Source organism: Flavobacterium sp. FG19 (assembly GCF_057809475.1).
Window position 1 is genome coordinate 69293 of the sequence record NZ_JBMDKA010000027.1, and the last position, 16152, is coordinate 85444.

A 16152-nucleotide genomic window follows, 5' to 3' on the forward strand; every position below is an offset into this window, starting at 1 on the left:
TTTAATTGGTTTGGTTTAAGTTAGTTTTTGTAAATTTAAGTTGGTTTTAAAGTGGTCAAAGCGATATGGCTTTAAAGAAACAGCATTTGTTTTCTTTAAAACTATAGTCTTAGAAATCGTTTAACAGACTTCTTCAAATAAATCTGTTATGTTTTCTTTCAGTAAATTTTAAGAGGAATACGGGTCATGTTTAAATTGTTTTTGGTTAAGATAATTGTTAGTTTTTTTCATTGACTTACTATTTAAAAGAAAAAATATAAAAATCCTTTTTCAAACGTTATAGCTTATCAACTCACACTGCAAATTAAGGATACAGCAAGTTTTTAAGACGGGGAAAAATTCATTTATAAAAGGGGACAATTTCGTAAAAGACTGCCTCTAATAGCCAATAAAAACATATTCTTCATTTTTTCACCCTAAAAAAAACAACAAAATCAATAATAAGAGACTATAATAATATATTTAACAATGAGCCTGAATTTTGTTTATTTCGTTTAAATTCTAAAAGTTTTATATAACGTCATTTCAAAATCTTCATCCAAAACAGGAGAAAAAATGCATATAAACGAGACAGTAATTACGCTAAAAAACAAATGTTATTTTTACACACTATATAATAAATACCTTATTTTCGCAAAGTATGCAGATTGCCTGTTAAGGATATAAATAATAATCCGGGTGAGATCACATTCCCTGTATTTTCCGTATATCAAAAAGCAGTAGATTTAAAAAAAAATTCCATGGATAAACTAAAGTCCTTTCTTGTTATCAGTTTTCTTTCCATACAGGTATTTGGACAGAATTACCCAATAAGACATCTTGATATTTCATCAGGGCTTTCCAATAATTCTGTGGCATCCATATATCAGGATCAGAATGGTTATATGTGGTTTGGAACTTTTGACGGACTTAACCGCTATGACGGAAATGATTTTAAAATTTACCGTCATATTCATACTGATCCTAATTCTATTCAGGGAAATGCCATAAGCTGTATTGAAGGTGACTATCAAAATAATTTGTGGATTGGCACAACAGCAGGGCCTGTTGTTTTTAATGCAGAACGTTCCTCTTTTAGTCCGCTGCAATATTATGACATTAATAAAAAAATAAAACCTTTAAAAGTTACCGCTTACGAAATCATTGCTGTACATTCTGAAAAACTTATACTTGTTGCCGCAAAAGAAGCCATTGTACTTTATAAGGAAGGTGAAAAAATTGGAACGGCAATACCTTTTAACGGAAAATTAAATTACATAGCCCGCTCAATAGCTTACGACGCAGAAAAAAAAATATTTTATGTTTTTGTAACCGGAACCGGCCTTTGCCAGTATGATATTAAATCACAAAAACTAACACTGCTCAATCGTACCATTACAGGTGCAAATTGTATAAAACTTACAACTGAAGGACTGTGGATTGGTTCCGATGAAGGGGCATACTTATATAATGAGAAACTGAATAGCTATTCTGAAAATTACTTTCAGGAAAAAACGGTAGTACGTGATTTTTTTCAACAGGAAAACAGGCTCTGGATCGCTACGGACGGTGCCGGCCTGTACACCATTACAAAAAACCAGTCGGTTCCTGTTTCTTATAAGGCAAGCGGACCTGTTTCATTACTTAAAAGTAAATCTCTTTATGATATATTTGAAAGTAAAAACGGGGAATTATGGTTTGGGACCCTGCGCGGAGGTGTAAGTATGATGGGAAAAAAACCGCTGTATTTTAATCATTTTAAAAGCAAGGATCCGCAGACTAATAAAGAAGATGAAGATCCGGCAGCAAATTTCATGCTTTCTTTCTGTGAAGACGAAAAGAAAAACATCTGGATAGGTACAGATGGTGCCGGAATGCGATACTGGAACAGAAAACAAAATACTTACGATGTCTACTCTGCTACATCAGCTCCGGGCAGAAAACTTCAAAGTAATTTTGTTACCAGCATAGTCAGAGATTCTGACAATGCTATCTGGGTGGCCATGTGGAAAGGCGGTGCATGCCGTATCGACCCAAAATCAAAAGCAATACAAAATTATTCCATTTATAATCAATACACTAAAAAAGCCGAGCAGGAATCATGGCTTCTTTTCTTAGATTCAAGAAAAACATTGTGGCTTGCTGTAACTAATGGAGGCGCATTATATCAATTTGACAGAAAACAAAATAAATTTATCTGTTACAACAATACTTTGCGGGATGTAACCTGTTTGTACGAAACTAAAGACGGCAAAATATGGGGCGGAACATTCAATTCTTTTTTTGAGATTGATGCGAAGACAAAAAAAGTTAAAAACTATCATTCGGACTACAATATCCGATGTATAACTGAAGATAAAAATGACAATCTTTGGATTGGCACAGTGGAAGGCGGTCTGCTTTTTTTTAACAGAAAAACAGGAACTTATAAAAAATACACCACTCAAAATGGTCTGTCCAGCAATACAATACTACGCCTTTTAGAAGACCGCGAAGGAAATTTATGGATGAGTACCTATCACGGAATCTCAAGATTTAATCCAAAGAATGATACTTTCAGAAATTTTGGAACGACTGACGGACTGCAGGGCACTCAATTTAGCTGGAATGCAGGCACTAAGCTTTCTACAGGAGAATTCATTTTTGGAGGTATAAACGGATTCAATGTTTTTAATCCTGATAATATAAAAGACAAAAAAAATACAGGCAGATTTTTACTAAATGATTTACTGGTAAACAATCAGTCTTTACCATTAGACAGTCCATACATAACAGAAAAAAAACTCGAAATGATAAGCAGTGTCGAGCTTCCTTACGAAAAATCGGCATTAAGTTTTGATTTTGTTTACCTTGATTATGTCAATTCTGAAAAAATCAATACGGCTTATTTTCTTGATGGCTGGGATAAAACCTGGAATTATACGTCGAAGAATAACAGGGCCAATTATTCCCGACTTACTGAGGGAACTTATCTTTTTAAAGTTAAGACAACCGATGTTTTTGGAAACTGGACCAATGAAGTCACACTGGCAGAAGTAAAAATTCTGCCGCCCTGGTACAGAACATGGTGGGCATATGCCTTATATTTAATTGGTGCAATTGGTACCATTTATGCCTACGTAGATTATCATAAAAACAAGGAAAGGCTTCGCTATGAAGTAAAGCTTGCCCGAATGGAACATAAAAAAGATAAGGAACATGCCGAAAAGCAGTTTTCTATGTTTACTTATATGGCTCATGAGTTACGCACTCCCTTATCGTTAATTATCAATCCGCTTAAAAGTGCCATTGAAAGAATAAACCGTACGGAAGATGATCTTGACCTGAATCTTGCTTATAAAAATGCCAAACGACTGTTGAGTCTTACCGATCAGTTACTGCTGTTTAGAAAAGCGGAAACAGATCTTGATGAACTCAAAATTTCGAAGATTAATTTAAACCTGCTTTGTAAAGAAATCTATGACAGCTTTACACAAATGGCAGCTGTTAAAAGTCTAAATTACCAGTTTATTGAAGAGGAAACACCTACAGAAATATATGGTGATTATGAAAAAATAGAGATTACACTGTTCAATTTAATTTCAAATGCCTTCAAATTTACCCCTAATAAAGGATCGATAACCATTGAAATTATTCAAAATACTAATGATGTTTCGATAATTATATCCGATACCGGAAGCGGTATTCACGAAAATGATATTGATACTATTTTTGAAAAATTCAAACAGATTGAGTCTAAAACCAGTAATGGCTTTGGAATAGGACTTTACATTGCCAAATATTTTGTGAACAAACATCATGGTGAATTAACCTGCAAAAGTGAAGTTGGAAAAGGTACTTCCTTTAGTATCAAGCTTCCAAAAGGGAGTAGTCATTTTTCTGAAATGAATATATACGACAAGCAGCCGCATATGTCTCCAATTGTAGGCGAACTCCTTGAAGGAATGCCTGCTGATCATCAAAATACATATGAAAAAAGAACAGAACCATCCTATCCGGAAAATCTGAAGGAAGAATTAATCAGCACCAAAAAAGTATTGTTAATTGTTGAAGACAATCCTGAAATGAATCATTATCTGGTACAGCTTTTCTCAAAAAACTATATCGTTTATTCTGCAGCCAATGGTATTGAAGGATTAAAACTTGTTGAGAAACATATGCCTGATATGGTACTCAGCGATATTTCTATGGAAGGTATGAATGGTCTGGAATTGTGCAAAAAAATCAAACAAAATGACGATTTGAGTCATATTACGGTAATACTTCTAACAGCTACGACCAGCAATGATATTCATCTGCAAAGTATTACAGAGGGTGCCGATGATTATGTTACCAAACCTTTTGACAGTGATATACTTTTGGCCAGAGTTGATTCTGTTCTTCGAAAAAGAGGACAGTTACGCAAGTATTTCCTGGACAGTATAACACTTCATGAAAATATCAACAAAGTGCCTCTCGAATACAAAGAATTTCTAGATAAATGTATCGAAATCGTCGAAGCCAATCTTGAAAACAGCGAATTTAACCTCAAAAGTTTCTCTGCAGCAATGGGCATGAGCCATTCCAGTCTTTACAAAAAGATTAAAGCTATTTCAGGAGAAACGGTAAATGTTTTTATCCGGTCAATCAGAATCCGCAGGGCCGCAGTAATCATGCTTACCGAAAATATTAATATTGCGCAGGTTGGCCCTCAGGTAGGTATAGAAGATCAGCGCTATTTCCGTCAGCAGTTCGTAAAACTCTTTGGCATGAAACCTTCAGAATATATCAAAAAATACAGAAGCTCTTTTAATAAGGAACTAAACATTATTCAAAAAAGAGACAATACATAATTAAATAGTTAAAAATTGTTCGCTCTGTTATTTTTTTCAGATACTAACTACTGCTGTTGTTTGCCATAATCTTAGAAAACTATACAACAATCTGAAATCTGTATTCATTTGCTGCTATTCGCTGCGAGTAACTTTGCCTCATAATTAAATACATTAAAAAATGAGAAAAGTAATTTTTATAACCGGGGCAAGTTCCGGCATGGGAAAAGAAACAGCAAAGGCACTAATTATGCAGGGGCATTCTGTTTATACCGCTGCGCGAAGAATCAATTTAATGCAGGATCTAAAACTATTAGGGGCACATCCCGTAGAGATGGATGTTACCAGTGAATCTGAAATACAGCAGGCAGTTGATTTCATTATCAGGAAAGAGGGAAAAATCGATGTTTTATGGAATAATGCCGGATTCGGTCTTTACGGTTCTGTAGAGGATATCCCGCTTGATGAAGCCAGAAGGCAGTTTGAAGTAAATGTATTTGGAATAGCAGCCGTTACAAAAAAAGTTGTTCCTCATATGCGCCGGGCAAATTCAGGAACTATTATTAATACGTCATCGATGGGCGGTAAAATGTACTTCCCGATGGGAGCCTGGTACCATGCCTCCAAACATGCCGTAGAAGGTTTAAGTGACTGCTTAAGACTGGAGCTGAAAGCTTTTAACATTCATGTTGTTGTTTTGGAACCCGGATTTATAGCCACCGAATTCGGATCTGTTTTACTGGATAATTTCTCTAAAATTACCAGACAAAGTGCTTATAAAAACGTAATGGATAAAATAATCGAAGGAACCAAAAAAGCAGCTGAAGGAAATGGTTCTTCCCAGCCATCGGTTATCTCAAAAACCATTGTAAAAATTGTGAACAGCAGCAAACCTAAAACACGTTACAGAGTTGGGAAATTTGCAAAACCGATGGTTTGGATGAGAACGTATCTGGGCGACAGATTGTTTGATAAAATTGTAATGAGCCAGATGTAAAATGAAATCTATTAAAATGAAACAGCTTATAAAAACAGTTACATTAGTATCGTTATTAATCTTCTTCACGTTTCCTACACTACAGGCACAAAATACTGAAAAGAGCATTATCGGGTTCTGGGAATCCGATAAAAAAGATGTACGTATGGAATTTTTTAAAAATGGAGACCATTATTGCGCAAAACTTTTATGGGGAAATCTTATCGTTGAAAAAGACGGAACTACTTCTAAAAAAGATCTGAAAAACCCAAATCCGCAGTTAAGAAACCGAAATATTATCGGGATAATAAGTCTGACCAATTTAAAATGGGATGGTGAACAATACACTGATGGTAAAATTTACGATCCGCCAAGCGGGGATACTTACACCTGCAAGGCATGGATTAAAAATGACAAACTCTCGTTAAGAGGTTTTCTGGGGATTTCTCTTCTGGGTAAAACCGTAACCTGGCATCGCTATAAACAGTAAATTAGCCTATTTCTTTTCATAAACAGTATCTTTATTACTGTAAATTAGTCACACAGTACAAAAACAAATTATAATGAAACCGGTTATCCTTTTAAACAGTATTTCAGATATAAACAAGTTCATCCGGCAGGGAAAAACACATCATCCCTTAATTGCTATTATCGATTTTAGTAAATCAGACGAATATGTAGAAGAAGGAACCCGTATATGCTGTGATTTTTATTCTATTATGTTTAAAAATTACTGTATCAACGGTTTAAAATACGGAAGGCAGAACTATGATTTTCAGGATGGAAGCCTGATCTGCATTGCTCCCAAACAAGTTCTCACTATGGATACTGAAATTGAAAAACGGGAAGATATGATGGGATGGGGCGTTTTCTTTCATCCTGATTTGATAAGAAACACCTCTCTGGGAGCAAAAATTAAGGAATACACCTTCTTTTCCTACGAAACTTCAGAAGCCCTGCACCTTTCAGAAAAAGAAAAGCAGATTCTTTATGACTGTGTCTTAAAAATTGAGAATGAACTTCAGGAGAATATCGACAGTTACAGCCAGAACCTTATTGTATCCAATTTAGAAGTTTTACTGAATTACTGTTCGCGCTATTACGGCCGTCAGTTTATAACTAGAAAAAGTACCAATAAAGATATTATTACTAAAATTGAGTCCCTGTTAAAAGATTATTTTAGCTCTGAGAACAAAACTAAAACAGGGATCCCAACAGTTAAATATTTAGCGGACGAAGTACATCTCTCTCCCAACTATTTAACTGATCTTTTAAAAAAAGAAACCGGAATGAATGCTCAGGACCATATTCATTACTTTTTGATTGAAGAAGCCAAAAATATTCTTCTAAGTACCAACAATTCGGTTGCAGAAACTGCTTATGCTCTTGGTTTTGAGTACCCTCAATACTTTAGCAAACTTTTTAAACTTAAAACCGGATATGCCCCTAAAGAATATAGAAATTTGAACTGATATAATAAAAACGCTTCATATTATTCTAATTTAATTTCCCGCTTCTTTCCGGTATGCAGTTCCTTCAGAATATCAATTTTTTGAATTTTAGAATTATCCAGTTTATAAACTAAAACCATCTTCATATCAGTCAGGTCCATAAAAGTAGAATATAAAGTACCTGCCGTTTTACCTTCAGAATTAGTCTGAGGCAGCTGAACAGCTCTGGCCAGTACACTGCCCACGGCTTTTAAATCGTTTCCTTCTTTAGTATCCAGTTCGTCTAAACCCTGCTGTACCGCCGAATATCTGGGGCAGGTTATTATATTCTCAGAGTCCGAAAGATGAAAATTGGTTGCGACAAGACGATTATTCTTTATTTCAACAATTCGTTGCACGCCATTTATCCACTCTACAATAACAGCTTTACCATTTCTGTCTCCTAATAAAATATGGGCATTTTTTAAAGCTGTTTTTGTTTCTTCTAAAAATTGCAGTACTTCATCAACTGTATTACATTTAGCTAGTATTTCATCTGTAATGTTTCCTTTTGGAGAATTGTATCCGGAAGGAATCACCTGGTCAGGTGTTACCGCACCATCAATAACCAGTCCTTTTTCATTAACGCCTCCCTGCCCGAAATTTTTCCATCCGTACCAAATTCTTCCCAATTCCTTCTTAGAACCCGGAGTGATCTGAATATAGGGTTTAACATCATACCAGTAATCTTCATTGTTCAGAAAATATATCTTACCTGTTTTACTGTCTATATAATAAACCATGGTACAAGCGTTGATTTTTGCGCAAAAAAACGCCAGTAGTACAAATAATATAGTTTTAAGATTTTTCATATTTTTACCTTCTAAATACTGTTAAAGATTTCATTCTATCTTTTATTAAAAATACTGTAAAGCTCTCCACACTACAGGATCTTCCATTGTCTTAAGGTTCTGCCTTGTATTTCTAACCCTGATATTTACAGGGGTGCCCTTTCCTTCATAATATATCATTTCGGAAGAAAAATATTTTTGATTTGATAAGGATACAAGCCACTTGTTTGGGAGTTCAAAACCATACATGTCAGAATAAATCCCCAATGTATTTTCACCAATAAGAGTTGTCTGCGGCAGTGCTTTTAAAATCATGGCCAGAACATCTCCGGCACTTGCTGTCTGATCATTTGTCAGCACTAAAAGCGGTTTAGTATAAGGCATTTTTGTTTGAGGGCTTATATACCATTTTTCTAAAGAGGTATATTTTTGAGTTCCTGTTATTCTTGTTTGTTTGTAATGCCCTATTTTTTTTTCTTTTACAAAACGTCCCGCTACGGCATAAGCAAATTCATCATTTCCGCCAATATTCGAACGAAGGTCAAGTATCAGCGCTTTCGAATTGCTAATTTTCCTTAAAACTGAATCCAGCAGTTTCCCTGCAGAATCAGCATCCGTTTTGGGTTCGTCTTCTGTTTCAGAAGAGGTAAAACATCTTCCAATTCGGATGTAACCATACAAATCGGAATTGGAATAATAAAAAAGAGGTTTTCCTTTATAGTCAGGTCCAGTTGATTTTAATGAGGCAAATCCATTTTTATATAATGTCGAATTTACAGCCTTCCATAAAGAATCCTGAGCAGATTTCGTAGGGAATTCTTTTAAAAATACGGAAGGCTTCTGAGCTGTAAACTGTCTTTCATTTGGAATAATAATATTTACATGGTCATCAAACAAAGGAGCAGCCATCCTGGAAAGCACGGAAAACAGGCTGTCATTTGTGGTTTCTGAATTCACCGTAGGTCTATATGTTTTATAAGCTGCTTTCCAGTCCATATTCTTCATTTCGAAAAATGCATAATTATCATCAAATGTCTTCAAGAATACTTCAAATGTTTTTTCGGGCGTTGAGAGAGAATTGTCCTGTATTTCAGAAGCAGGGTTCTGCGAATAAACGAAACCATACCACATATACAGACAAAAAACAACCGCTTTTCTATACATTTTTTTAGCTTTTATATCCTTAATTCCTTTGGTTAACTAACTGATGAATACAAAAATAAAAATAAACACAAACATTACTCTAAAATAGTACAAAAGCGAAATACATGGAACTAAAAAAAATAATCTGCCGCAATTGTTCTCGCTTTACAAATTTCAATTTCAGGTATACCGTTTGAAAACTACAAGTTAATTTAAAGAAGTTGCTCTAATGCTTTCTTCCCGTTTTCGTTTTCGGGATTCAGTACAAGGGATTTTTTATACATGGCGGCAGCCTGTTTTTTATCTCCTGTTTTTACCAGGATTTCACCATAACTGTCATAAACATTCCAGCTTTCAGGAAACAGATAAACATTTAACTTAAAAATTTCCAATGCTTCGTTATCCTGCCCTTTTGCCATCATTCTGTATGCCCATTCATTTAGTTCGAATTCATCAGGGGTAAAAAGCGGATTTGTTTTTATTTCTTTTTTTGCAAAAGGAATCGCATTGGCAAAACCAGTTTTTCTAAGTTCAACTCTTAAATTAGTAACAGGATCTGCTTTTACAATTTCGGGGTTATATATTCCGGCAAGTTCTTCCAGAAAATCTTCGGGATAACTGCCTCCTAAATTGGTTAAAACAATAACCGCAAGATTATCTTCCGGGTAAAGCAGAAAAGCAGACCTTCCGCCGCCGGACATTCCTACGGCTCTATGCTTTTTTCTAAATTTATTCATCCCCCATCCTAAGCTCCACGGAGTTGTTTTTCCGTTATTAAACTGCCATGGGGACCACATCATTTCCAGAGATATTTTATGAAGCAGCCTTCCCTGCTGTAAAGCCAGCACCCATTGTGCCATATCTTCAGCTGTACTGTTTAAACCTGCCGCAGCTCTTCTAAAATAAGGAAATTCATAGTAATTATTAACTAGTACTGCTGTTTTTAGCTCCCTGCCGTCCAGATTCTTTCTCCAAAAATAAGTTGGGGCGAAATTGGGGATTACATCACGGGAATCACCAAAAAGGGTGTTTTTTAAATCTAAAGGCTTAAACTGCTGCTCATAAAAATATTCCGCAAAAGGTTTCCCGGAAAATTTATCTATCAGTTTTCCTAATAAGTAAGCATTGGTCTGATTATAACTGAATCTTTCTCCCGGCTTAAAATCCATAGGCATACTTTTAAGTTTTTCCCAAGTTCCTTCTTCATTCTTTAGACTGCCGACGCTTCCTGTATTATTGTCCAGAATTTTAAGCATATCAGGAAGTCCTGAAGTATGGGTCAGTAAATGCTTTAAAGTAACAGATGAATCCCAGTTGGGCGGATAAAAATCTAAATATCCTGCTACCGGCTCTGAAAGATTCAGTTTTCCTTCTTCCATAAGTTTCATCACGGCAACGGCAGTAAATACTTTTGTAATCGAATTAATGGCAAAAACAGATTGATTAGTAACAGGTATATTGTCCTGAACATTTGCAATACCATAACTTTTACATAAAACCGTCTTTCCGTCCTTCACAACCGAAATCTGGAGCCCCGGAATTTTACGTTCCCGCATTTCTCTGTTAATAATAAAATCTACTTCTTTTTCCTGAGCGGATATTGGCAGATTAAAAAAAGAAAAAAAAACTACAAGTATTATATTCTTCATCTTATAAAGGTTTAAATTATACTCTTTCTTTTAAAATTCTTTAAGCATTAAACACCACCTCCATCTCCTGATATAAAGCTTAAACAGTTCCTCAATTCATTTCTTTGATTTTATTCCCTGATGCAGCTGTTTGACAGAGTTAGAATTTAAAAACCTGTAAAGGTTTAATTTTAATCAATCTAAAAATTTTAGTATTGTTTTTAACCGATTTTAAAAGTGTTACATAAAAAATGAATCCTGAAATTACTTTAACTATTTTCTTCACAAAACCAGAATTATTTCAGAGAATGATTTTGTATTAAGATCTAAACCTCGTCTATAAAAATAATTACAAAATTCTCAGCACATTAGCATATGATTTTTCAGGTCTGTGATCAGGAAAATATACTTCCAGAGCTTGTTCAGTCTGCTTAAATTTCAGTTTTTCTCCTGTACTTACCAGTACTGCCTGTGTTATTTTATTGCTATAATACGGCTTTGCTTTTCCTAAACTTTTAATAACAGCGGTACCATTTTCCGGCCACTCCATGACCGTAGCATAAAGGATTTTTCCTTTTTGCACAAAACGAATATCCTCGGCATTATAAGGTTTACCTTTTCCTTCATTAAATCCCTGAGCTGTTAATGCACCGGCGCTTTCCTGCTGAGGACCTTCTCCAAATATTTTCCATGGTCTTGTTCCGTAAATACTTTCACCATTTGCTTTCATCCAGAGTCCGATTTCCTCAACGACTGCCCGTTCCAGTTCATCGATACTTCCATCTCCCCTTACCGGAATATTCAGCATAAGGTTGCCGTTTTTACTCACAACATCTATTAAAGTATGAATGACGGTTTTGGCCGATTTGTATTTTTTACTCTCATAGACTCCTCTGTCATAATGCCAGTGTCCAATACAGGTATCAGTCTGCCAGGGTAAAGGTTCTATACTATTGCTTTGTCCTTTTTCAATATCCCAGACCATTGCTTTACGCTGCTGCTCATTCAATATCTTACCTGTAACAACTGTCTGAACACTTTTATTCTTTTTAAGGCTTTTGTTGTATAAATGTGCTGCTATGCGTAATCCGGCATCATTAACCGGCCAGAATGGTAATGCTGTATCATCAAAATAAACCAAATCAGGATTATACTTTTCGATCAAATCTATAGTCCGGTCGTGAAAATTTTCTATATAGGCTTTAGAGGGGGCTGCAACTCCATTTCCCCAGTTCCACTGACTGTGTATAGCCCCATTATCCAGGCTGTTTTCGCTTAACACATGGTTTTGTGCGTATAATTCCTGGGGATCTAAACCTTCCCACCAGGTTCCTTCTCCATCGCTTTTAGTCAGTTTACCATCGTACGGAATTCCTTTAAAATCCCCTTTTGTATCAGATCTTTGTGCTGTTTCAAACCAGCTCCATGCATGTGCGGCATGTACGCTTACAGCAAAAGGAAGTCCTGCTTTTCGGGCCGCTTTTTCCCATCCGCCAATAATATCTTTTTTAGGCCCCATTTGTATCGAATTCCAGTTAGGCTGGTATTTACTGTCATAAAGATCCAGATTATCATGATGATTGGCCATAGCCATAAAATAGCGGGCACCGGCATTTTTATATAGAGTAACCAATTCTTCCGGATTCCACTTATCCGCTTTCCAGACATGGATTATATCTTTAAAACCAAATTTAGAAGGATGTCCGTATTTATCAATATGAAATTGGTATTGTCGAGACCCTTCCATATACATTTCTCTCGCATACCAATCGCCGGCTTCCGGTTCACATTGAGGTCCCCAATGCGCCCACATACCAAATTTGGCATCACGAAACCAATCCGGAACCTGATATTTACCCAGAGAATCCCAATTAGGTTCAAACGGTCCTTCCGCTAAAGGCTTATTCAATATTGATGTACGTCCCAGTAAAGGAGACAAATAAAATCCGGCAAGAGCCGCTGCGCCCAATTTTAAAGCATTTCTTCTGTTCATCTTCTATAATTTTAATTATAGTTTATACATTTCCGACTATTCAGTTTTAAATCGTATTTTAGTTAATTTTAAATCTAAATCTTAAATATTTTAATAAATCCTATATTTACAGACTATAAATTTTAGTATTAACTTTATTTGATGCTCATTTTAAAAACGGCACAAACAAATGTAACGTAGCTAAACTTTAATTTTTTATACAAAAACGATTTTTTATTATTCAAAAACGATTTTAAATCATTATGTCCAAAAACACTTTTAAACATTCTTTTTCCTTGTTACATATTGATTATGTAAAACTTAATCAGCATTGGAATTTTAACAATGTTATAAGCCCTTATTTTCGTTTATATTATATTGATGAAGGAATGGGTACCGTTTCAGACAGCAGTGGCGATTTTATTTTAGAACCAGGATACTTATATCTTATTCCCAGTTTTACAACCTGTAATTTGAATTGCAATGCGTATTTAAGCCAGTTTTTTATTCAGTTTTTTGAAGAATCTCCAGACGGAACCTCTTTATTCAGTAGTAATAGAAATGTTATTAAATTAAGGGCAGAGGAACTGGATGTAACGCTCATAAAAATGATGCTGCAAAATAATCCGGGAAGAGGAATTAACAGATCTGACAACCCAGAGGTATACGAAAAAACCGTTTACTATAAGGAATATCAATCTCTAAATGATACCATGAAAATAGCGGTTAAATTTGAAAATCAGGGGATCCTTTTTCTATTAATTTCTAAATTTCTTAATGCCAAAAGCTTTAAAGCTGACCAGTCTCAGATTACATCTTCTAAAATTCTGGATACCATAAGTTACATCCAGCTGCATTTAAATGAGAACCTGTCCGTTTCCCATTTATCAAAACGGGTGAATCAGAATCAGGATTATTTTTCAAAACAATTTTTGCTTCATACCGGTCAGAGACCTTTACATTACATACACGAAAAGAAAATAGAAAGAGCTCAGTATCTCATTGCAACTACCAATAAGTCTTTATTAGAAATTGCAATAGATACCGGCTTTTCAAGTATGCCGCATTTCTCAAAAATATTCAGGCAGATAGTACGTCTTACTCCTGGGGATTATCGTAATCAAAATAAATACCTGAAGTAAAGATACGATGCACTTCCAGGCAACAGTATAAAAGATGTTTTTTATCCGCTCATTCTTGCAAAGTAAAATTAATCTTCACCAATTTTAATATATTTTGCTTCTTAAGAATAAAACAACTACAATCCCAATCTATAACTCATCACACAGGAAACTTTTCTATAACTCCATAACAATCTTTCAATCTGATGCTTTTTTGAAACAAAAAAAGTAATATCTAACAACAAAAAAAGTCCACACCCAATCAGGCATGGACTTCTTCCTAAATATATTTAAAAATGAATTTACTTAATTATCTTCCCGGACCTGTACTTCCACCTATTTTAGTAACCATGGAGGTCAATGTAAAACTGGATGATAGTGTAGGGTTGGTAAAAGTTCCTCCTAAATAGAGACCATTAAAATCTGAAGCATTTGCTGTAGCAGCAACCGTAACCAATTTATAGGTTTTACCCGAACTGAATTTACTTCCGGAAAGTAATAATGTAGTAAAACTTACAGGTGACCTGAATGTCATTACCTCTGTATTATCACTATCTAAAACACTAAAAATAGTTCCTGCATTTCCACTGCCCAAAATAACAGAAGCCTGAGTAGATACGCCTGCCGTTGGTGAACTGGTTGCTCCTCCGGCTCCAACTAACAGTCCACCTGTAATCTTAAATGTATTATTATCACAATCAAAACCTTCTTCCGGGCTTTTAGCTCCTATAGCAAAAGTTCTTCCTCCGGTTACAGTAAGTGTCCCATTAGAATCGATACCATCATTAGTTGTACTATAGGCCACTATATTCCCTCCATTAATATAAATGGCATCAGCTGCATTGATAGCATCATCAACCGCTTTGATGTAAATATCCCCGTCGTTTATTGTCAAAACACTTTTACTCTCTATTCCTTCACCACCTTCACCTGTAGTCGTAATTGTAATTGTGCCGCCATTTATGACCACATAGGGATCAATTGTGTCATCTGTATCGTATGAAGCTACTATTCCGTCATCGGCAACATTCACAGTGATAGTTCCGTCATTAATGATAATAGGCCCTTCTTCTGCTTCGATACCATCACTAGACGCATTTATAACAAGATTACCACCGTCAATATAAACGCCATCGTTCGTGTGAATTCCATCTGAAGATGCTTTAGTTATAGTAATTGTACCACTTTGAACACGTACATAATCATCTGCTGCAATACCATGTTTATTGTTAGCAGTAATTGTTAGAGAACCGTCACCCAGGAAAATAAGCTGTCCTTCGCTAAAAAAAGTGCCTTTTTGATCTTCTGTAGATGCCGTATAAACGGTTCCGTCTTCTAATGTGTTTATTCCGCTCAATACAACAAATGCACGTTTACCTGACTGGATATTGACAGCCGGTCCGTCATTGTTTTTTATAGAAACCCCGTTCAAGGTCAGCTTATACTTTTTATCACTATATATTTTGAGCATTCCATCCGTCGTGCTCCCTGTTATTTCGTATGCTACTCCGGAAGCAGTAGAATTAATTGTAACATCGGCACCAGAAGCGGTAATAGTAACTCCTGTTACTGCATTCTCTACCATCGCACCTGTACCGTTAAATGTTATTTTTACTGTAGAATCAAAGGTTGAATTAGCCAGTATATCGTCTTCATTTGCCCCTGTTTCTGACGAGCCTTCTGCGGTTCCTTTTGCAGCCTCCGCATTAATCGTAACAGGATTATCAGTTGTAATAGTATTTTCCTCCTCGTCAGTATCATTATCCTTTGAACAGGAAATCGCAAAAATGCCTAAAATCAGACCGAAATAGAAATATGTTCTTGCATTCATAATTATTTGGTATTTAAAATTTGAAGTTGTAAATAAGCATTAATAAAGGTCACAAGAATATCATTACGAGCAGATTCTCATTATAATAGCCAATGTACCAATATACTTATAAAGTTATACCTGCAATAATAGGTGTAATCAACAACTTCAACAACAAAATGAGGTGAATGCAGATTATTTAGTGGTAAAGAATCAATAAATTATATAAAAATAAAACTCATTTATAAAGTCTTTTAAAGCGATTCGGTTTTTGGATTTTGGAATTTGAAATTTGGAATTTGGAATATGGAATTTTGGGATTTGGAATTTTGGGATTTGGAGTTTGGATGGATTTTGGAATTTACCCAGAGGAAGTATTATAAAACAAAAAATCCTCAACAAATAAATGATGAGGATTCTTAAAAGAAAGG

10 protein-coding genes are annotated in these 16152 nt (G+C 35.3%); 5 read left to right on the plus strand and 5 right to left on the minus strand.

Features of this window, described 5'->3' with window-relative positions:
• Positions 1-740 precede the first annotated feature (740 nt).
• The 4 genes from ACODST_RS22270 to ACODST_RS22285 all read left to right on the plus strand — a co-directional run bounded on the left by ACODST_RS22270 (position 741) and on the right by ACODST_RS22285 (position 7238).
• Positions 741-4811 carry a hybrid sensor histidine kinase/response regulator transcription factor gene (locus ACODST_RS22270; RefSeq protein WP_488934291.1) on the plus strand — a complete coding sequence of 1357 codons (4071 nt, stop codon included), beginning with the start codon at positions 741-743 and terminating at the stop codon, positions 4809-4811.
• Positions 4812-4971: 160 nt separating this feature from the next.
• Entirely contained in the window at positions 4972-5787 is an 816-nt protein-coding gene (locus tag ACODST_RS22275; protein ID WP_488934292.1) for an oxidoreductase, read from the plus strand.
• 16 nt (positions 5788-5803) lie between these two features.
• A complete protein-coding gene (locus tag ACODST_RS22280) occupies positions 5804-6256 on the plus strand; it encodes a DUF2147 domain-containing protein (protein ID WP_488934293.1) in 453 nt (150 codons plus the stop codon).
• Between the two features lie 73 nt (positions 6257-6329).
• A complete protein-coding gene (locus ACODST_RS22285) occupies positions 6330-7238 on the plus strand; it encodes a helix-turn-helix domain-containing protein (RefSeq protein ID WP_488934294.1) in 909 nt (302 codons plus the stop codon).
• Between the two features lie 20 nt (positions 7239-7258).
• Here ACODST_RS22285 and ACODST_RS22290 read toward each other — a convergent pair whose 3' ends face one another.
• The 4 genes from ACODST_RS22290 to ACODST_RS22305 form a co-directional block, all read right to left on the minus strand.
• Positions 7259-7999 (minus strand): carcinine hydrolase/isopenicillin-N N-acyltransferase family protein, encoded by a 741-nt coding sequence (locus ACODST_RS22290; protein WP_488934295.1) that lies wholly within the window; start codon positions 7997-7999, stop codon positions 7259-7261.
• A 114-nt stretch (positions 8000-8113) separates the two neighbouring features.
• Positions 8114-9211: a S41 family peptidase gene (locus ACODST_RS22295; protein WP_488934296.1), complete on the minus strand. Its 1098-nt coding sequence runs from the start codon at positions 9209-9211 to the stop codon at positions 8114-8116.
• A gap of 191 nt (positions 9212-9402) precedes the next feature.
• On the minus strand, positions 9403-10839 hold the full coding sequence (locus ACODST_RS22300) for a serine hydrolase (protein WP_488934297.1): 1437 nt from the start codon (positions 10837-10839) through the stop codon (positions 9403-9405).
• 328 nt (positions 10840-11167) lie between these two features.
• Positions 11168-12811 (minus strand): alpha-L-fucosidase, encoded by a 1644-nt coding sequence (locus tag ACODST_RS22305; RefSeq protein ID WP_488934298.1) that lies wholly within the window; start codon positions 12809-12811, stop codon positions 11168-11170.
• 275 nt (positions 12812-13086) lie between these two features.
• Between ACODST_RS22305 and ACODST_RS22310 the strand changes: the two genes are divergently transcribed.
• Positions 13087-13932 (plus strand): helix-turn-helix domain-containing protein, encoded by an 846-nt coding sequence (locus tag ACODST_RS22310; RefSeq protein ID WP_488934299.1) that lies wholly within the window; start codon positions 13087-13089, stop codon positions 13930-13932.
• Between the two features lie 289 nt (positions 13933-14221).
• Here the strand turns inward: ACODST_RS22310 and ACODST_RS22315 are convergent, their stop codons facing one another.
• On the minus strand, positions 14222-15742 hold the full coding sequence (locus ACODST_RS22315; protein WP_488934300.1) for a carbohydrate-binding domain-containing protein: 1521 nt from the start codon (positions 15740-15742) through the stop codon (positions 14222-14224).
• Positions 15743-16152: the final 410 nt, after the last annotated feature.

Bases quoted from the DNA above. Each gene is read 5' to 3' on its own strand.
- ACODST_RS22280 (WP_488934293.1), top strand. From the start codon at position 5,804: ATGAAACAGCTTATAAAAACAGTTACATTAGTATCGTTATTAATCTTC.
- ACODST_RS22270 (WP_488934291.1), top strand. From the start codon at position 741: ATGGATAAACTAAAGTCCTTTCTTGTTATCAGTTTTCTTTCCATACAG.
- ACODST_RS22295 (WP_488934296.1), bottom strand. From the start codon at position 9,211: ATGTATAGAAAAGCGGTTGTTTTTTGTCTGTATATGTGGTATGGTTTC.
- ACODST_RS22315 (WP_488934300.1), bottom strand. From the start codon at position 15,742: ATGAATGCAAGAACATATTTCTATTTCGGTCTGATTTTAGGCATTTTT.
- ACODST_RS22290 (WP_488934295.1), bottom strand. From the start codon at position 7,999: ATGGTTTATTATATAGACAGTAAAACAGGTAAGATATATTTTCTGAAC.
- ACODST_RS22305 (WP_488934298.1), bottom strand. From the start codon at position 12,811: ATGAACAGAAGAAATGCTTTAAAATTGGGCGCAGCGGCTCTTGCCGGA.
- ACODST_RS22285 (WP_488934294.1), top strand. From the start codon at position 6,330: ATGAAACCGGTTATCCTTTTAAACAGTATTTCAGATATAAACAAGTTC.
- ACODST_RS22300 (WP_488934297.1), bottom strand. From the start codon at position 10,839: ATGAAGAATATAATACTTGTAGTTTTTTTTTCTTTTTTTAATCTGCCA.
- ACODST_RS22275 (WP_488934292.1), top strand. From the start codon at position 4,972: ATGAGAAAAGTAATTTTTATAACCGGGGCAAGTTCCGGCATGGGAAAA.